Origin of the sequence: Streptomyces sp. NPDC001868 (assembly GCF_040297125.1) — a bacterium.
Taxonomy (GTDB): Bacteria; Actinomycetota; Actinomycetes; order Streptomycetales; family Streptomycetaceae; genus Streptomyces.
This window is the reverse complement of record NZ_JBEOYO010000025.1, coordinates 47,214-65,951: the sequence shown is the minus strand read 5'-3', so window position 1 is coordinate 65,951 and position 18,738 is coordinate 47,214. Positions and strand designations below refer to the sequence as shown.

Sequence of the window (18,738 nt, the reverse complement as noted above, 5' to 3'; positions counted from 1 at the left end):
GGCCTGGGACCGGGAGCTGGGGCCCTGGGGCTGCGAGCTGAGCGCTGGGTTCTCCCGTCGCCGGTGGGCCCCCGGGTCGCTCAATTGGCTCGGGGCCGACTGAAGTCGTTCAGTCGGCCCCGAGTGTCGCGCTGGTGCGGGCGGGTCAGCCCCGGCGGATCGTGATCGTCGTCCACGCGCCCACGTGGACCCGGTCCCCGTCCTGGAGGGGGATCGGGACGAAGGGCTGGATGGGGTCCTCGGAACCGTTGACCGTGGTTCCGTTCGTGGAGTTCTGGTCGACGACCGCCCAGCTGCCGTCGGGCTGCTGCACCAGCACCGCGTGCTGGTGGGAGACGCCCGGGTCCTCCGGCGGCACCGAGAGATCGATGTCGGGGGTGTCGCCGGTGGAGTGGCGGCGGCGCCCGATGGTGATCTGGTTGCCGGTGAGGGCGCGCCGCTGCTCCGGGGAGTACGCGGGCAGGTTCAGGCCCGCCGCCTCGGGGCCCGAGCGCTGCATCATCGCCATGAAGTAGTCGCGGTCCGGGCCGATGGTCGCGCTCCAGGTCGTCGGCGCCTGCTGGTACGCGGGACCGGGCGGTGCCTGGGTGGCACCGGGCTGCGGGTAGCCGTAGCCGCCCGGGCGAGCACCCGCACCGCCGGGACCACCGGGGCCGGCAGGTCCGCCGCCGTGACCACCGGGGCCGCCGGGACCGGTCGACGGCGGGGAGATCACCCAGTCGTCGTCACCACCGAAGGACGGGCCGCCACCGGGACCCTGACCACCGGGACCGGGACCACCCGGACCACCGGGGCCGCCAGGACCCCCGGGCTGCGGTCGCCGGGTCTCCTGCGGGAAGGCGGGCGGAGCCGACGGCCCCGCCTGCTGGAACGCCTGCGGTGCCCCGCCGGGGCCTTGCCCCCCACCGGGGCCCTGACCGCCACCGGGACCTTGACCGCCGCCGGGCCCCTGTCCACCCGGACCACCAGGCCCGGGGCCGCCGAAGAAGCCGGACCCGCCGGGACCACCAGGTCCACCAGGTCCACCCGGTGTGGGACCGGGCGGCGGCGGAACCGGTCGTGACGGGTCGCCACCGAAGCCCGAGGGCCCGGGACGCGAAGGATCCCCGCCGAACGCGGACGGGCCGGGCTGACCGGGCTGACCGGACTGCCCCGGACCGGGCTGCTGCTGCCCGGGCTGCCCCGAAGGCCCGCCACCGAAGCCGGAGGAACCCCCCGGCCCCGACGGGCCACCCGGACCACCGGGCCCACCCTGACGGCCGGGCCCACCGGGGCCCTGACCGCCATGGCCGCCGCGTCCGCCCTGTCCACCGGGCCCACCAGGGCCCCCGGGGCCACCAGGCCCACCGAACCCGCCGTTTCCGCCCGGACCCCCGGGCCCGCCCGGACCCGACGGTTCCCCGCCGAACGGCGGACCCGACGGGATCGGCTCGGCGGGACGGTTCACCTGCGAGGGGCGGGAGCTCTGGTAGTCGTACGCGTCACCGCCGCCGAAGGAGGGCGGAGGCGGCGGCTGCTGCTGGAACCGGAGCGCCGGGTTCCCGCCGCCGGGACCAGGACCGGGGCCAGGGCCGCCCTGACCGGGGCCGCCGGGACCGGGACCTCCGGGACCGGGACCCCCGGGACCCGCGCCGGGTCCGGGCGCCGACGGCCGGGGTGCGGCCGGGGTGTACGTCGTCGCGGTGTTGGTCAGGAAGTTCCACCGGCACTCCTCGCAGAAGGGCGCGCCGCCCTCGCGGGGCGTGCGGCACTGCGGGCAGAGTTCCGGCTCGGCGGCGAGGTGCGGGCGTCCACCGGGTCCACCGGGACCCCCAGGTCCACCGGGGCCGCCTCCGCCGGGAGGCGGGGGAGGGGAGCCGGGCGGCGGGTATCCGTAACCGGCGCCCGGGGGCGGCGGTGGTGGCGGCGGGGGTACGGCACCGGCCATACGGTGACCGCAGACCTCGCACCAGTCGTCGGAACCCGACTGGTGTCCGTTCGGGCAGGTCGGCATGTCGGCGCTTCCCCCTCTCCTTTCCGGCCCTTCGGCCGGGTGCTGTGGCCGCGACGGGCCGGTGTGGCCGGTTCTGTCCGGATCCCCGGGTGGGGGAGCCAGGCCGATGTGCAGCGGTGTTTCCGGTTGTCTCTTGCTTGCGTCCAGCTACTTCTTTACACGAACAGTCTTTGTCGACCGTGTCTCGAGAGTCATCTCGTCGGCCTCCGTGACCTTCGCCTTCAGTCGCACAGTACCGGTCGCCGCGTCGACCACGTCCACCACCTTCGCAAGCAGTTTCGCAGTATCCGCGTTCCCCGACGCGCTGGCGAGCTGAACGGCCCGTCCCAGCTTGGCCGTCGCTCCGTCGAAATCGCCGGATTTACGGGCATCGAGACCCTGTTGGATGACTTGTGCCAGTTCGGCCTGACCCGTGTAGTGCGCGACCTGGGGGTTGATCGACGTGGACGCGACCATGTCGTCGGTCCACACCGCCTTCACCAGACCCTGGGCGCCGAGGTTCTGCGCCGTGCCGTCGGGCTGCGGTATGACGAGGGAGACACGGGCGGCCAGCATCTCCTGGCCGAGGTCCGCGGACGGGACCTCGACGCACACGTGGTAGTCACGGGACTCGTCCCCCCACGAGCCGGTCGGGTAGTCCCCGGCGCGCGGTCCGGCCTCGGTGCGACGGTCGGTCAACTGCTCGACCGTGGGCGCCACTTGCTTCACGAACTTGATCTGCGTGCCGACCGGGGTCCACAGCCGCAGCGCGACGTCCGCGACCTCCTTGCCCATGGCCGCCTCCATCATCTGTGTGAAGTCGGCGGACAGGGCGGCCGGGTCGGCGACGATGTCGGCGGTGCCGAGCAGCGCGGAGGCGATCCCTGTGACCTCCTTCACCTCCCAGTCGGTGCCCACTCCACGCGCGTCACACGTGAACCGTCCGGCACAGGCGTCCAGCGCTGCCTTCAGGTCCTCGGGGGACTCGTGCTCGTTGCGGCCGTCGGTGAGCAGGATGCCGTGGCGGATGGCGACGTCCGCCGAGGCGAGCAGCCGGTCCGCGAGCTTCAGCCAGGTGCCGATGGCGGTGCCGCCGCCCGCGCTGAGCCGGCGCAGCGCCTGCTTGGCCTGGTCCCGGGTGGTGGAGTCGGCGACCGCGAGCCGGCCCCCGCCGGGGTAGACCTCCCGGGCCACATGGGTGCCGTCGATCACCGCGAAGTGGACGCCGTCGCGCAGGGTGTCGATCGCGGCGGCCGTGGCGTCCCGGGCGTTGCGCATCTTGGTCGGCGGGTAGTCCATCGACCCCGAGCAGTCGACCATGAGTGCCACGGCGGCGGACGGGCCCTGGCCGGGCGAGTAGAGGTGCGGCGCGGCGACCGCGCTGCCGATGGTGCCGCCGCCGGTCGCGCTGACCGTGACGATGGCGTTGACCTCGCGGCCGCCCTCGGGCAGGTACTCGTTCTGGTACACCTCGACCGAGAACTGCGGCACGTTCGACTTCGAGAAATTGGCCATGCCTACTCAGATCCCCCTAGCAGCCCCACTGGTAGCCCCACAGCACGTGGGGTGATGACTGTCGTGCCCCTACCCGGACCGGTCCCCTCCGGTCCGTCGGCCCTTCCCGTCCGGCCGCCCCCGGCGCCCGCGAACATCCCGCCCGCGAGCACCCTCAGGCCGATCCTGCCCCCTGAGGAGGGGCCGGGAACGGCAGGACGGCCACTGTTACGTTGTCGTGGCCACCTCCGTCGAGGGCCCGGCCGACCAGAACCTGCGCGCAGTGCAGCGGTCGCCGGTCCGCGTCCAGGGGCACGGCCTCGGCCATCTCCTCGGCGGCCTCCGCGTAGTTCCACAGTCCGTCGGTGCACACCACCACTACACCCGGCCGGTCCGGCTTGAAGGAAGCGGTGTGCGGCTCCAGTTCGTACGCGTCCGCGCCGAGCCAGCCGGTGATCGCGTGGGCGCGCTCGTCGGCGTAGGCCTCGGCCTCGCTCATCAGTCCCGCCGACACCATCTGTGCCGCCCACGAGTCGTCCTCGGTGAGGCGGGCCGGGGGTGCGCTCCGGTCCACCGGGACCCAGTAGGCGCGGCTGTCGCCGACCCAGCCGACGACGAGCAGGCTAGGGGTGACGACGGAGCCGACGATGGTGCACGCCGGCGCGTTCTGGTGCGGGGCGTGCTCCTGGGCCGTCTCCGGCTCCTCCGCGAGGGCGTTGACCGCGCCCGCGGCGGCGACGATCGCGTCGTGCATCGCCTGCTGCGGGTGGGTGCCGCGCGGCAGGGAGTCGAGGAGCGTCCCGTTCGCGGCGCGGGCGGCGGCGAGCGAGGCGTCGTCGGGGCGGGTCGCGGAGGACACCCCGTCGCAGACGATCGCCACGACCGCCGGGGAGCCGTCGGGCAGCGCGGTCGAGGAGATCGCGAACGAGTCCTCGTTGCGGTGGTGGCGCAGGCCGCGGTCGCTGACCGCGGCGACCGCGCCCAGCTCCAGCTCCATGTGGTCGCGTTCCCGGGGCTGGGCGTGCCCGCAGTTCTCGCAGTAGCCGTCCCGGTCGACATGGCCCGCGCGGCAGGCCACGCACACCTTGGTGCCGGCCGGCGGGGTGGCCACGTCGGCGGTGCGCGGGTCCGGCGGCTGGGGCGCGGCCAGCGGGTACTCGTCGGGCTCGGGGTGCCGGTCGAACCGCACGCCCCGTCCCGGACCGGGCAGGTCGCCGCCGCCGGAGTCGGTGCCCGGGATGTCGGTGGGCCGGACCAGCGGCGGGGGCGGGTCGGAGGCGGGCTCGGTGGCGAGGGGCCAGTCCACGGGCGCGGCCACGCCGGGCGGGTCGCCCGCCGTCCCGTTCAGGGTGACGGTCGGCTGGTCCTCCGGCGGTGCGGGGACCGCCGAGAGGTCATGGCCGCACGCACCGCAGAAGCGGTCGTCCGAAGCGAGGGGCCACTCGCAGATCGGGCACTTCGTCAGCGCGGTCGGCTGGGGCATCTGCGACATCAACTACACCCACGTCCGGGGGCGGTAACGGTTGGCACGTTCCACCAGGTCGATCCTCTCCTCGCCGCCTTGGGCGAGCCGGGCCAGTGTGCGGTACGACCGCTCCAGTCCGAAGCGGAGGCCGCGCTCGTCCAGCGCGCTGCCGAGCAGCACCCGATCGCCGGCCGGGGGCGCGGCACCCTGGCCACCGGAGAGTACCCAGTCCAGGGCGCAGCCAAGGACCTCTGTGGACAACTGCTCACGGCGCACCGCGTCCAGACCGTACCCGCCGAGCGCCTCGACCTGCCCGGCGGCCGCGGTCAGATCGTCCAGGAACGGCGCGTCCGGCGCGGTCCCGGACGGCACGGATCCGGACGGAACGGTTCCGGGCGGAACGGTTCCGGGCGGAACGGTTCCGGGCGACGCGGTTCCGGGGGACCCGAGCGTCGCCTCCGTACGGTGTCTGAGCCGGGCCCGTACGGCGGCGACCCGGGCGGCGGTGTAGTGGATGGACGCCTCCGGTACGGACTCCAGGGTGTGCACGGCGTTCTGCCGGTCCCCGGCGGTCAGCCGCACCCGGGCGAGCCCGAACGCGGTGCTGACGAAGCTGGGGTCGGTCGTCCACACCAGGCGGTAGTACTCGGCGGCGTTGTCCAGCTGCCCGAGCACCTCGGCGCACAGACCGAGGGCCAGCTTGGGGGCGGGCTCGCCCGGGAAGGCGTCGTAGATCGCGTCGAAGGACAGCGCGGCGTTCTCGTGGTCGCCGGTGGCGAGCGCGGCCACGCCCCGGTACCAGACCACCCGCCAGTCGTCGGGGTGGTCCCGCTCCAGGGCGTCCAGGGTGGCCAGCGCGATGGTGAACTCGCCCATCTCCAGCCGGGCCCGCAGTTCCCGCAGCCGCAGCTCCAGCGAGCCGCTGGGGGCCGAGTGCAGTGCCGTGATCAGCTCGGTGGGCGCGGAGGTGATGAGCCCCGCCAGGAACCCGGCGTTCGGATCCCCCGGGTCCACACGCGGGACGGGCAGCGCGAGCGCCGCGGCGGCGGTGTCGAGCTGCTTGGTGAGCCGTACGGGGGCGGGCACGCCACCGGTCAGCAGCGGGGGCGTACCGGAAGGCGAACGACCGTTCTTGGCTGTCGTCCTGTCGCGGCGCGTCCCCAGCCGGGACACCTCCCCGTCCAGCGTCGCGAACAACTCCGTGTCCGTGACCTTCACCTCGGGCCCGAAGATCGTCGACAGGGCGGGACGTGCCCGGCCCGTCTGGAGGGAGACGACCTCCCGCAGCACACCCGTCAGCTGCTCCGACATCTCCTGCGCGGAGGCGAACCGGCGGGCCGGGTCGGGGTCGGTGGCACGGACCAGCAGGCGGTAGAAGGACTCGTACTGGCGGAAGACCTCGATGTTGTCGGGGTCGGGCAGGGAGTCCACGAAGACGTTCGTGTAGCCCTGGAAGTCGAAGGTGAGGACCGCGAGCGTCCGGGCGACCGTGTACAGGTCGGAGGCCACCGACGGGCCCACGTCCGCGACTTCGGGCGCCTGGTAGCCGACCGTGCCGTAGATGGCCGACTCGTCGTCGTCCATCCTGCGGACCGCGCCCATGTCGATCAGCTTGAGCTGGTCCTCGGTCTGGATGGCGTTGTCGACCTTGAAGTCGCAGTACAGCAGGTTGCGGCTGTGCAGGTGGCCGAGCGCCTCCAGGGCCTCGATGCCGTACGCGCACGCCTGTTCGACCGGCAGTGGGTCGCGGCGGCCGTCCGGCGTGCGGCGGCCGTTGGCGATCTCCTTCAGCGACTTGCCGCCGACGTACTCCATGACGATGTACCCGTCCAGCGAGCCGGTGCGCTGGTCGAGGTGCTCGACGAAGTTGTAGATGCGGACGATGTTGGAGTGCTCGATCTCGGCGAGGAAGCGGCGCTCGGAGATCGCGGCGGCCATCGCGTCCTGGTCGCCGGTGTCGAGCAGACCCTTCAGGACCACCCAACGGTCCGACACCGCCCGGTCGATGGCCAGATAGATCCAGCCCAGACCGCCGTGCGCGAGACAGCCCACGACCTCGTACTGGCCGCGCACGATGTCGCCCGAGTGCAGCTTCGGCACGAACGAGTACGGGTGGCCGCACTTGGTGCAGAAGCCCTCCGTGCGCCCCGGCCGCTCACCGCGCGCCCGGCCCACCGGGGCCCCGCAGTCGGAGCGCGAGCAGAACCGCTTCCGCTCGGGCACCTCGGCGGTCTCCAGCACCATCGAGCGCGGGTCCGGGCGCGGCACGTCCGGGACCTGGACGAGACCGACGCCGAGCCGGGCCCGCCCCGAGGAGCCGGCGGTCTTGCCGGAGCTGCGCACCGACACAGAGCGGCCCGTCGACCTGCCCGACAGGGCGCGCGAGAGCCGGCCCGAGACCGAGCGCCGGGACTGCGAGGAGCGCGCGGACGTCCGCGAGGAGCGCGAACTGCCGGAACCGGAGCCGCGCGAGCCCCGGCCGCCGCCGGTGATGCCGGTGGGCGGGGAGTTGACCATGCCGCTCGCCGAGACGACCGGCGCCAGACCGCACTCGTCGCAGTACAGCTCGCCGCCGCCCACGTCCTCGTACGATCCCGAGCAGCCGGGCCGCTGACACGACTGCCGCGGAGCCTCTTCGCCCGTCGGGTCCTCGCCCGTCCGGCTCTCGCCCGTCGGGCCTTCCTCCGTCTGACTCACGATTCCTCCTCCCGCCGGTCCTGGGGCGCGCGCGGGGCGGGCACCGAGCCGCTCAGCAGTTCGGCCGCCGCGTGCTGGTAGCGCAGCACCGCCATCTCCGCCACCCGCAGGTCGCAGGGGGCGCTCCACAGCATGCGGCGCGCCGCGTCGTACCGCTCGACCAGCAGCGAGTCCTCCGCGAAGCCGTGCCGGGCGACCTTCGCCTTGTACGCGTCGAGCCGGCCGCGCAGCTCCGCGCGGACCGCCAGCGGCGCGGTGACCGCCGTCAACGACTCACGGGCGCGCAGCAGTTCGTCGTCCGCCTTCTGCTCCAGGGACTCCAGGAGCGGGGACAGCCGGTGCCACTGCGCGTGTCTGCGGTACTCCGCCGCCATCGCCAACTGCTCCTGCAGCACCGTCGGCGGGCCGCTCACCACGGGCACCTCGGTCGCGGCGATCTTCGCCAGTACCTCACCGCGCGCGCTGCGCGCCTCGGCGAGCGTACGGTCCGCGCGGCTGAGCACGTCCCGCAGCTTCACCAGCCGTGACTCGGCGTCCTGGCGGACCGTCAGCACGGCGTCGATCTCCCGCCGTACGTCCTCCAGGGCGCGCGCCTCGCGGTCGTACGTCGTGGTGTCCGGGCGGCCGCCGCCGGGGGCCGAACTGCCCGGCGCGGGCACCCAGAAGGCCAGCGGGTCGGAGATGACCTGCTCACGGAGCCGGGTCAGGGTGCGGGTGATCCGCTCCAGGTCGTCGCCGGCCGGGTGCTCGCCGGGGCGTACGCCGACGGAGTGCGCGAGCTGGCGGACGCGTTGGAGCTCGGCGGCCAGTAGATCGATCCGGGCGGGCAGCGCGGACCACACCGCGTCGGCGGCCACGACCATGTCCAGCGAGGACGCGTACAGGTCGTTCATCCGGTCCACGAGGGTGACCAGGGAGAACTGCTCGCTGAGGCGGCTTCCGCCCTGCAGCGTCGGCGCGTTCGCCATCGCCGTGGCGCTGCCGGCGACCGTGACGGCCTCGCCGCGCAGCAGTTCGGTCAGCTCCACCAGGTCCTCACGGCTGGACCAGCGGCGCCGCGAGCGGATCTCGCGGGCGGAGCGCAGCGCGTCCGCGTACGCGTCGAAGTACGCCCACAGGAGCGTGATCGACGCGTCCGCGGACGTCCAGCGCTCCTTGGTGACGCCGGTCAGTTCGGCGCCTTCCAGCAGCCTGCGGCCCGCGTGGTCCTGCAGGGCGAGCAGCGAGGTCTCGATGGCCTCGTGCTCCGCGCCGAGCCGCGCGAGCGCACGGTCCACCTCGTCCCGGTCCATCACCGGCCCGGTGGATCCCGCGACGCCCATCGATCACCTCTCGCTGCTGTCGGTGTCCGTCAGTTGAATGCGGTCCTGGTATGTCGGTCCTGTGCGTCAGTCGCTGTACTGCTGGGGGGAAGGCGGCCGGGAGTTCGCCGAGTCGCGGCCGAGTGTCCCGGACAGCCAGGTGTCGTACGAGGTCTGCCAGCCGTCCTTGAGATAGTCCACCAGCACCTGGTTGACCCGGCGTACCAGATCCTTCGCGTCCCTGTTCATTGCCACGCCGTAGTACTCGGTGGTGAACGGCTCGCCCGTCAGCCGCACCGTGGGATCCTGTGCCGCCTGGCTCGCGGCGAGCGCGCCGTCGGTGACGACCGCGTCGACCTCGCCGAGCTGGAGCCTTACCAGGCAGTCGAGTTGATTGGGCGGGTTGACGGACGTGATGTCGGCGGAGGCGGGCAGCTTGCCCGACTTCTGGTCGGCGCTCAGGGTGTCGAAGGCCGTGGAGCCGCTGGCCGAGCAGATCTTCTTGTCGGCCAGGGTCTTGTCATAGCCCTTGATCGTCGACGACCGGGGGGCCAGGACCTGCTGGCCGGTCCTGAAGTACGGCTGGGAGAAGGCGACGTCCTTCATACGCTCGCAGCTGATCGTCATCGTGCGGACCACCATGTCGACCTCCCCGTCCTGGAGGGCGGGGATGCGCCGGCTGGTGGGAATCGCCTTGAAGCGCACCTTGTCCGGGGCGCCGAGTATCTCCTCGGCGATGCGGTGCGCCAGGTCGATGTCGAAACCCTCCAACTCGGCGCCCGCGGTGGTGCTGTTCGGGTCGCGGTAGCCCCAGCGGAAGCTGTTCTGGTCGACGCCGACCGTGATGTAGTCGTTCTTCTTGATCCTGGCGATCGTCGCGCCGGACTCGTCGGAGGAGGGGCGCAGGCTCTTGTTCTCCGGGTCCTTCATGGTGTCGCACTCGTCGGCCCGGGCCTGCGTGCCCCGGGCCACCCCCTGGCCGCCGGTGGCCGTCGTGCCGTCGCCGCGGGTGCCCTTGACCGGCAGCACCAGGGCGAAGACCAGCGTCAGGGCGCAGAGGACCGCCATCGCGCCCACGCCGCCCCAGCCCCGGAGACCGGCCCGCAGGCGTCGTACCGCATTCATCGCTCCTCCTTCCACCGGGTCTCCTCCCGCCGCCGTCACCGGTACTCCGAAAGCCTGCGCCCGATGCCGAGCACCGCGCCCGCCGCGCCCAGCACGGCCAGCACGGCGGCGCCCACGGGGAGGCCGAGCATCGCGTCGCGGCCGCCCCGCGCCGCCAGTCTGAACTCGTTCTTCTCGTACTCGCTCGCGGTGTCGAGGTTTCTGTCGACCTCTTCGAAGCACTCGCCGGTCGGCTTGTCGCCGTTCTCGCAGGCGGGGGTGGACTTGCCGCCGATCACCTGGTCCAGGGCGCACTGGTAGTCGCCCTGGTCGTCGGCGGCGCGGGCGCTGCCGTGCCGGTCCAGCCACTCCTTCATGCCGGCGCCCGCGGCCTTCAGGGGCTTCTCACCGCTGTCGTCGTCGGCGAGGTTCTCGGCGTCGGCCAGCCGCTGCTTGAGCGTGGCCATACTGGCGTCGAACTGAAGGTCGAACTTGTCCACGACGTCGCCCTTCGCGTTCTTCTCGGTCTCCGCACCCCGGCTGATCAACGTCAGGTTCTCGTTGCCCCGGGCGGTGAGGGAGGCGATGCGCGCGTCGTTCAGCACGGTCAGTGACCGTACGCCGTTGTCGTAGGAGTCGTTCAGCCCGGAACGGGCCATGGTGTGGCCTGCGGTCAGCCACAGCAGGACGATCGTGGAGGCGGCCGTCGCCGCGACCAGGCCGTGGTTCAGCACCCGGTTGGTGCGCCGGTAGTTGCGGCGCTGCGCCCAGACCAGGCCGCCGATGGCGACGACGCCGAGACCGATCGCGGCCCAGGGGTACGAGGTGGCGTCCGCGTAGTCGTCACGGAGCCGCTCGTTCTCGTTGTCGTAGACCTTCTTGGCCTTGAGCAGCATGCCGTTCTGCATCTTGTCGTTCGCGTAGCGCAGATACGCGCCGCCCAGGGGGTAGCCCAGCCGGTTGTTGGCGCGGGCGCGTTCGACGAGGCCCTTGTACTCGGGCAGCAGGGCGTTCAGTTCGGAGACGAGCTTCTCCGACTCCGAGCCGGGTTCCGAGGCGGAGGCGGCGATCGCCAGGTTGTCGGCGGCCTCCTTGATCTCCTGCTCGTACTTCTCGCGGGACTTCTCCGTCTCCTGCCCGCCCGCGAGGAAGCCGCTGGAGGCCGCGGTGTTGGCGTCGGCGAGGGAGCTGTAGATGTCGGCCGCGGCGGAGCTGAGGGGCTGGCTGCCGTGCAGGACGTCATCGGCGGCGGCGGCGCGGTCGTTCATCTGCCAGGCCGTGACGGAGCCGAACGCGACGACCAGGAGGGCGAGGAGGGCACCGATGATGCGCAGCCGGCCCGGCTCGGTCGTCGCGGCGGCGCGCAGTTGGTCGACGCCCTCCGCGAACGCCGTCCGGCGGGGCGGGCCGCCGTCCGGGGCCGGGGGCGGCAGGGGCGACCTGGGCGCGTGCGCGGCCTGCGGCGGCACGGCGGGGCCTGGGCCCGGGCCCGCGGGCGGTGCCGTCGGTGCCGGGCTGCCCTCCGGCGTCAATGTCACCTGACCTCCCCCTGGTCATCCGTCCATCACTTCCGCCCGCACGCACGGACAGAGGTGCACGGCCGCAAGTATCGCCGTCGGGACTGACATCGCACAGACCTTGACTCGATCTTGTTCCCCGATCGTGTCCGTACGTGCTGTGCTTGTCGAATTCCGGCGCAGCACAAGGCTTCCCGCACCACCCCCTGCCCATGAATACGCGGTTCGGTCGGGTTCGGTTCCCTGGGGGTTCGAACGCGTTCGAGGGGGAGAATCGAGGGGTGGCGCGGGCCGTCGGTCACCCTCCTTCGTAGTGCGCCCGCACGCGCGCGTGCACGGCCCTCGGCGCGCTCACCCGGTCCAGTCCGAGCAGAGCGGCGCCCAGCACCGGGGCGGCCGTGACCACTTGGGGGACGGCCTTGGGCGCGGCGGCCGCCAGCGACTCGCGGATCCGGGCGTCGAGCAGGGGATGCCGGGCGGCGAGGACACCGCCGCCGAGGAGGACGGGGGTCTCCTCCCCGAGGAGGTCCAGGCGGGTCAGGGCCACCGTCGCCATGGCCACCACCTCCTCGGCCATACGGTCCACCAGCGAGCGGGCCACCGGGTCGCCGGCGGTCGCCGTGGCGAAGAGGACCGGGGTCAGTTCATGGCGGCGGATCGCCGGGATGTGCTCCAGGTGCAGGGCCTCGACGAGCGCGTACACGGAGTCCAGGCCGAAGTGCGCGGGCAGGGTGTCGACGAGCGCCGTGGGTCCGCCCCGGCCGTCCTCCGCGCGCGACGCGTGCCACATCGCCTCCTCGGCGAGGCCCCAACCGCCGCCCCAGTCCCCGGAGATACGGCCGAGCGCCGGGAAACGGGCGGTGCGGCCGTCGGGGCGCATGCCGACGCAGTTCACGCCGGCACCGCACACCACGGCCACGCCCCGGGGTTCGGCCACGCCCGCCCGCAGGATCGCGAACGTGTCGTTGCGGACCTCGACGGACGTGCCCCACGCGCGCGTGCGCAACGCCGCCGCCAGCCGCTCCTCCTCCACGGGGAAGTCGGCGTTGGCGAGACACGCCGAGACATGGTCGACCGAGCCGACCCCGGCCTCGGCGAAGGCCTGCCGGACGACCTCCGCGAGGCCGTCGACCGCAGTGGTCACCCCGACCGTCGGCGGCTGGAACCCGCCGCCGCGCGCCGCGCCCAGCACCTCCCCGTCCGGCGCGATCACGGCGACATCGGTCTTGCTGTTGCCCGCGTCGACGGCGAGCACGCTCCCACGCCCGCCGTCACGCCCGCGCACGCCGTCGGCCGACCCGGCGCGCGCGTTGTCGTTCACGCCGTCGCTCACGCCCACGCGAGGTGCTCCCGGTTGTGTGCGATCAGCCGGTCGGTGAGGGCCTCGGCGTACTCGTACTGTCCGACCAGGGGATGGGAGAGCAGTGCCCGGAACACCCGGTCCCGGCCGCCGCGCAGGGCCGCGTCCAGGGCCAGGTCCTCGTACGCCGTCACGTTCGCCATCAGGCCCGCGTACAGCGGGTCCACGGACTCCACCGGAAGCGGCGCCGCGCCCTGCCCGCTGACGGCGGCCTGCACCTCGATCACCGCGTCGGCGGGGAGGAAGGGCAGGGTGCCGTGGTTGTAGGTGTTCACCACCTGGTACGGGCTGCCCCCGTCGCCCAGCAGCGACGCGGCCAGGTCGACGGCGGCCTCCGAGTAGAAGGCCCCGCCGCGCTTGGCGAGCAGCGCGGGCTTCTCGTCGAGCGCCGGGTCGGCGTACATCTCCAGCAACTGCCGTTCCATCGCGGCCACTTCGGCGGCCCGGGACGGTTTCGTGCCCAGTTCGCGTACGACCTCGTCGTGGGCGTAGTAGTAGCGCAGGTAGTAGGAGGGGACGACGCCGAGGCGGTCCAGGACGGGGCGGGGCAGGCGCAGGTCGGCGGCGATGGTGTCGCCGTGGTCGGCCAGCAGCTTCGGCAGGACGTCCTCGCCCGCGGGGCCGCCGAGCCGTACGCCGGTCTCCCAGGTGAGGTGGTTGAGGCCCACGTGGTTCAGGTGGACCTCGGCCGGGGTCACGCCGAGATGCGCGGCGAACTTCCGCTGCAGCCCGATCGCCACGTTGCACAGACCGACCGCCTTGTGGCCGGCCTGGAGCAGGGCGCGGGTCACGATCCCCACCGGGTTGGTGAAGTCGATGATCCAGGCGTCCGGGTTCGTACGGCGGACCCGTTCGGCGATGTCCAGGACCACCGGGACCGTGCGCAGCGCCTTGGCCAGGCCGCCCGCGCCGGTCGTCTCCTGCCCGACGCAGCCGCACTCCAGCGGCCAGGTCTCGTCCTGCTCCCGGGCGGCCTGGCCGCCGATCCGGAGCTGGAGGAGGACCGCGTCGGCGCCCTCGACACCCGCGTCCAGGTCGCCGGTGGTGACGATCCGGCCGGGGTGCCCCTGACGGGCGAAGATCCGGCGGGCCAGGCCCCCGACCAGCTCCAGCCGGTCGGCGGCCGGGTCGACGAGCACCAGCTCCTCGATCGGGAGGGTGTCCCTGAGCCGGGCGAACCCGTCGACGAGTTCGGGTGTGTAGGTCGAGCCTCCGCCGACCACGGTGAGCTTCATAGCTGTATCAACCCTTTACTCCGGTCAGGGTGACGCCTTCGACGAACGCCTTCTGCGCGAAGAAGAACACGAGGATCACGGGGGCCATGACCAGCACGGTCGCGGCCATGGTCAGATTCCAGTCGGTGTGGTGCGCGCCCTTGAAGGACTCCAGGCCGTAACTCAGTGTCCAGGCGGCGGGGTTCTCGGAGGCGTAGATCTGCGGGCCGAAGTAGTCGTTCCAGGCGTAGAAGAACTGGAAGAGCGCGACGGCCGCGATGCCGGGCTTCGCCATCGGCAGGACGACCCGCAGCAGGGTGCGCAGTTCGCCGCAGCCGTCGACCCGGGCCGCGTCCAGATACTCGTTCGGGATGGTCGTCAGGAACTGCCGGAGGAGGAAGATCGAGAACGCGTCCCCGAACGCCATCGGGATGATCAGCGGCCACAGCGAGCCCGACAGGTCCATCTGCTTGGCCCAGAACAGGTACATCGGGATCACGACGACCTGCGGCGGCAGCATCATCATCGAGATGACCAGTATCAGCGCCAGATTACGGCCCCGGAAGCGGAACTTGGCGAGCGCGTACGCCACGGGGACGGACGAGACGACGGTGAGGACCGTCCCCAGTCCCGCGTAGATCAGGGTGTTCTTCCACCAGGTCAGGAAGCCGGGAGTGTCGAGGACCTGACGGTAGTTGCTCCACTCCCAGGTGTCCGGGACGAGATCGCGGGTGAGCGCCTGCTGGTCGCTCATCAGCGAGGTCAGCACGACGAAGACGAAGGGCAGGGTGAAGAAGAGCGCGGCGGCCACGCCCAGGGAGTGGACGCCGATCCACTCAAGGAGGGCCCGGCGGCGGGCGGTGCGCTCGCTCGCCGGGGCGGCGGCCGGCGCCACGGTCCTGTTGGGGGCGTCGAGTACTTGGGTCATCAGTCACCCGCTCCGATCAGTCCGCCCCGGCGCCGCATCAGCAGCGCGGTGAACACCATCGACAGGGCGAACAGCACGAGGGCGACCACACAGGCGGAGCCGTAGTCGAAGCGCTGGAAGCCGAGGTTGTAGACGAGCTGGGGCAGGGTCAGCGTCGACTTGTCCGGGTAGCCCGGCTCGAACTGCTGGCCGGAGCCGCCGATGATGCCGGAGGCGACCTTCCCGGCCACCAGGGGCTGCGTGTAGTACTGCATGGTCTGGATCACGCCCGTGACCACGGCGAACATCACGATCGGCGAGATGGTCGGCAGTGTCACGAACCGGAACCGCTGCCAGGCCGACGCCCCGTCCAACTCGGCGGCCTCGTACTGCTCCTTGGGTACGTCGAGCAGCGCGGCCATGAAGATGACCATCAGGTCGCCCACGCCCCACAGCGCGAGCGCGGTGAGCGCCGGCTTGGACCAGGTGGGGTCGGTGAACCAGCCGGGCGTCGGCAGGCCCAGGTCGCCCAGGATCGCGTTGACCGGCCCGGTACCGGGGTTGAGGAGGAAGACGAAGGCGAGGGTCGCGGCGACCGGCGGGGCCAGATAGGGCAGGTAGAAGAGGGTGCGGAAGACACCCGTACCCGTCTTGATCTTGGTGATGAGCAGACCCACGCCGAGCCCGAACAGCACCCGGCAGGTCACCATCACCAGCACCAGCCAGAGGGTGTTGCGCAGGGCCGGCCAGAACATCGGGTAGTCGTCGAAGACGTAGGACCAGTTGCCCAGGCCGCGGAAGACCGGGGTACCGAAGCCGTCGTACTTCATCAGCGAGAAGTACACGGTGGACACCAGCGGATAGGCGAAGAAGACGCCGAACCCGATCAGCCAGGGTGACAGGAAGGCCACCGTCCGAAGCGCCGACCGGCGGCGCTTCGAACGGAGCGTGCCACTGGACACGCGCAGGGAGTGCGTGGACATCGGACGGATACCGCTACTTCGCCTGGGCGATGTCGGTGTCGATCTGTGCGGCGGTCTTCTCCAGGCCCTTCCGCAGGTCCGTCACCTTGCCGGACTCGTACTGGTAGCCGAAGTCCTGGAGCGTCGTCTGGTAGGTGGAGCCGTTGATGGAGGCCGGCGGGGTGTTCGAGTGCTTGTTCTGGGCGATGTCCAGGAAGGTCTGGAAGCCCTCGTCCACCTTCAGGTCGGGCGACTTCAGGGCCGCGAACGTGGACGGCACGTTGTGGATGGCGTTGGCGAAGGAGACGACGGCCTCGGTGTCGGTCGTCAGGTACTTCACCAGCTCCCAGGCCGCGTTCTGCTTCTCGCTCTGCGGGGCGATCCCGATGATCGTGCCGGAGAGGAAGCCCTTGCCGTACTCGTCGACCTCGTCGTCGGCCACGGGCATCGGCGCGGTGCCGATCTCGAAGTCGGTCCCGGCGTCCTTCGCCATCCCGAGCCGCCACTCGCCGTCCAGCTGCATGGCCACCTGACCGGTCTGGAACGGGTGCTTGGCGCCCCACTCGTCACCGAAGGTGTTCCGGTACTTCTCCAGCTTCGCGAAGCCGCCGAGCGAGTCCACCAGGCTCTTCTGGTACGTGAACATCTCCGCGAACGCCGGGTCCTCGGAGATGTTCGACTTGCCCTCGGCGTTGAAGTACTCGTGGTCCCACTGCGACATGTAGTGGTCCACGACCGTCTCGTAGCCGTGGTAGTTCGGCATGAACCCGAGCTGCGAGTAGCTGTCGCCCTTGGTCTTGGTGAGCTTCTTCGCGACCTTCGCGAACTCCGACCACGTCTTCGGCGGCGCCTTGATGCCCGCCTTCTCGAACGCGTCCTTGTTGTAGTACAGCCCGTACGCGTCACCCAGCAGCGGCAGCGCGCACCGGGTGCCCTCGAACTGCGTGTAGTCCAGCATCGGCTTCGGGATGATCTTGTCGAGGTCGAGCTTCGACTTCTCGATGAACGGCTTCAGATCGGCGAACGCCCCCGACGAACAGAACTTGCCGATGTTCGACGTCGTGAACGACGACACCACGTCCGGCCCGTTCGAACCGCCCGCCCGCAGCGCCTGGTTGAGCTTGTCGTCGTTGATGTTCCCGACGACCTTCACCGTGATGTTCGGGTGCTCCTTCTCGAACCGGTCCACGTTCGCCTGGATCGCCTTCACCTCGCCGGGCGCGCTCCACCCGTGCCAGAAGGTGATCGTCGTCTTGGCGTTCGGGTCGTCGGAGGCGGTGCTGTCGGCCTGCCCGGTACAGGCGGTGGTGAGCAGGGAGAGGGAGGCGGTGAGGGCGAGAGCGATGGCGGCTTTCTTGGATATTCCGGACATCACGGGGTCTCCTGAGGGAGGGAAGGGGTGATCTGGGAGGAAGGGGGCGCGCCCGGGAAACCCCAGGGGCGCGGGGAACTGCGCGACCAGCCACAGACGGCCGGCAGCTTCTGAACGATCGATCAGCGCGAGGTGTCGAAGACTTCGTCACGCGTCGCGGCGAGCGCACTCTCCAACGCCCCCCGCAGCACAGGGTGTTCACGTACGTCACCGAGCACGAGCCGCGGCCGGGAAGCCGCCAGCTCCGCCAGCTCGGCCTCGACGAGCCCCCGCAGCGGCTCACCGCCGGCGGTCAGCGCCGTACCGCTGAGGACGACGACCTCGGGGTCGAGCACGGCCACGAGCGAGGCGATACCCGTGGCGAGTCCGGTGGCGTACGTGGCCAGAAGTTGTCGGTGGGACCCGGAGTCGGGGTCGGCGGCGGCCCGGGCGACGAGCGCCGCCGCGACCTCCGCGTACGGCCCCTCCGGCACCGGAGTGATCCCCAGCTCACGGGCGAGCCGGGGAATGACCTGCGAACCGGCGAGCTCCTGGAAGCCGCCGCTGTTCGCCTTGGTGACCTGGCGGACCAGCGGTACACCGGGAACGGGCAGGAACCCGACCTCGCCGGCGCCCCCGGTGAACCCCCGGTGCAGCCGTCCGCCCAGGACGACCGCGGCGCCGAGACCGCCCTCGTTCCACAGCAGTACGAAGTCGTCGTGGCCCCTGGCCGCGCCCAGCCGCTGTTCGGCGACGGCGGCGAGGTTCACGTCGTTCTCGTACTCCACCGGCATCGGCAGCGCGGCGGCGAGTTCGCCGAGGAGGGTGGGGGAGTGCCAGCCGGGCAGGTGCGAGGCGTACCGCAGCCGCCCGGTGCCCGGGTCGAAGGCGCCCGGGGTGCCGATGACCAGCCGGCGCACATCGGCCCGGACGAGTCCGGCGGCCTTGACCGCCCCGTCGAGGGCGGCGGTGACCTGCTGGACGACGGGTTCGGCGGGGCGTCGTCCGGGGGTGGGGACGGCGTGCTCGCCGACCGTGCGGCCGGTGATGTCGGCGACGGCGGCCAGGACGCGTTCGGGGGTGACGTCGAGGCCGGCGGCGTACGCGGCGGTCGGGTCGACCGCGTAGAGCTGGGCGTTGGGGCCGGGTCGGCCCGCGCCCGAGCCGCTGCCGCCGGCGGCGGACCCGTCCGTGCCGGTGCCCGTGGCGATCACGAGTCCGGCGGCTTCGAGGCGGGCCAGGAGCTGGGAGGCGGTCGGCTTGGACAGTCCCGTCAGCTTGCCGAGGCGCGTCCGGGAGAGCGGGCCGTGCTCCAGCAGCAGATCGAGTGCGGCGCGGTCGTTCATGGCGCGCAGTACGCGGGGGGTTCCTGCCATGGTCCGCCACCTGCCCAA

Annotated in this window: 13 protein-coding genes; all 13 read right to left on the bottom strand. The window is 72.0% G+C overall.

Going from position 1 to position 18,738, the window contains the following annotated elements; genetic code table 11:
- Positions 1-145 precede the first annotated feature (145 nt).
- The 13 genes from ABT147_RS26825 to ABT147_RS26765 all read right to left on the bottom strand — a co-directional run bounded on the left by ABT147_RS26825 (position 146) and on the right by ABT147_RS26765 (position 18,720).
- The gene (locus ABT147_RS26825) at positions 146-1,993 is read right to left on the bottom strand and encodes an FHA domain-containing protein (RefSeq protein ID WP_351410563.1); all 1,848 of its coding nucleotides are present in this window, start codon (positions 1,991-1,993) and stop codon (positions 146-148) included.
- A 147-nt stretch (positions 1,994-2,140) separates the two neighbouring features.
- Positions 2,141-3,487, bottom strand: coding sequence for a vWA domain-containing protein (locus tag ABT147_RS26820; protein WP_351410561.1), 1,347 nt, complete (start codon positions 3,485-3,487; stop codon positions 2,141-2,143).
- Between the two features lie 154 nt (positions 3,488-3,641).
- Positions 3,642-4,961: a protein phosphatase 2C domain-containing protein gene (locus ABT147_RS26815; RefSeq protein WP_351410559.1), complete on the bottom strand. Its 1,320-nt coding sequence runs from the start codon at positions 4,959-4,961 to the stop codon at positions 3,642-3,644.
- Entirely contained in the window at positions 4,962-7,628 is a 2,667-nt protein-coding gene (locus ABT147_RS26810) for a serine/threonine-protein kinase (protein WP_351410557.1), read from the bottom strand.
- Complete coding sequence (locus ABT147_RS26805) at positions 7,625-8,950, bottom strand: hypothetical protein (RefSeq protein ID WP_351410556.1); 1,326 nt, start codon at positions 8,948-8,950, stop codon at positions 7,625-7,627. The genes ABT147_RS26810 and ABT147_RS26805 overlap by 4 nt, the downstream gene beginning before the upstream one ends.
- A gap of 66 nt (positions 8,951-9,016) precedes the next feature.
- A complete protein-coding gene (locus tag ABT147_RS26800; protein ID WP_351410554.1) occupies positions 9,017-10,054 on the bottom strand; it encodes a glutamate ABC transporter substrate-binding protein in 1,038 nt (345 codons plus the stop codon).
- A gap of 35 nt (positions 10,055-10,089) precedes the next feature.
- Positions 10,090-11,571, bottom strand: a complete 1,482-nt coding sequence (locus ABT147_RS26795; RefSeq protein ID WP_351410552.1) for a GlnX family signal transduction membrane protein — start codon at positions 11,569-11,571, stop codon at positions 10,090-10,092.
- A 277-nt stretch (positions 11,572-11,848) separates the two neighbouring features.
- The gene (locus ABT147_RS26790; protein ID WP_351410683.1) at positions 11,849-12,805 is read right to left on the bottom strand and encodes an N-acetylglucosamine kinase; all 957 of its coding nucleotides are present in this window, start codon (positions 12,803-12,805) and stop codon (positions 11,849-11,851) included.
- 74 nt (positions 12,806-12,879) lie between these two features.
- Positions 12,880-14,145, bottom strand: a complete 1,266-nt coding sequence (locus ABT147_RS26785; protein ID WP_351410550.1) for a 6-phospho-beta-glucosidase — start codon at positions 14,143-14,145, stop codon at positions 12,880-12,882.
- 7 nt (positions 14,146-14,152) lie between these two features.
- Positions 14,153-15,052, bottom strand: coding sequence for a carbohydrate ABC transporter permease (locus ABT147_RS26780; RefSeq protein ID WP_351410548.1), 900 nt, complete (start codon positions 15,050-15,052; stop codon positions 14,153-14,155).
- The gene (locus ABT147_RS26775; protein WP_502983166.1) at positions 15,052-15,993 is read right to left on the bottom strand and encodes a carbohydrate ABC transporter permease; all 942 of its coding nucleotides are present in this window, start codon (positions 15,991-15,993) and stop codon (positions 15,052-15,054) included. The genes ABT147_RS26780 and ABT147_RS26775 overlap by 1 nt, the downstream gene beginning before the upstream one ends.
- A gap of 34 nt (positions 15,994-16,027) precedes the next feature.
- Positions 16,028-17,365 carry an ABC transporter substrate-binding protein gene (locus ABT147_RS26770; RefSeq protein ID WP_351410544.1) on the bottom strand — a complete coding sequence of 446 codons (1,338 nt, stop codon included), beginning with the start codon at positions 17,363-17,365 and terminating at the stop codon, positions 16,028-16,030.
- 122 nt (positions 17,366-17,487) lie between these two features.
- Entirely contained in the window at positions 17,488-18,720 is a 1,233-nt protein-coding gene (locus ABT147_RS26765; RefSeq protein WP_351410542.1) for an ROK family transcriptional regulator, read from the bottom strand.
- Between the last annotated feature and the right edge of the window lie 18 nt (positions 18,721-18,738).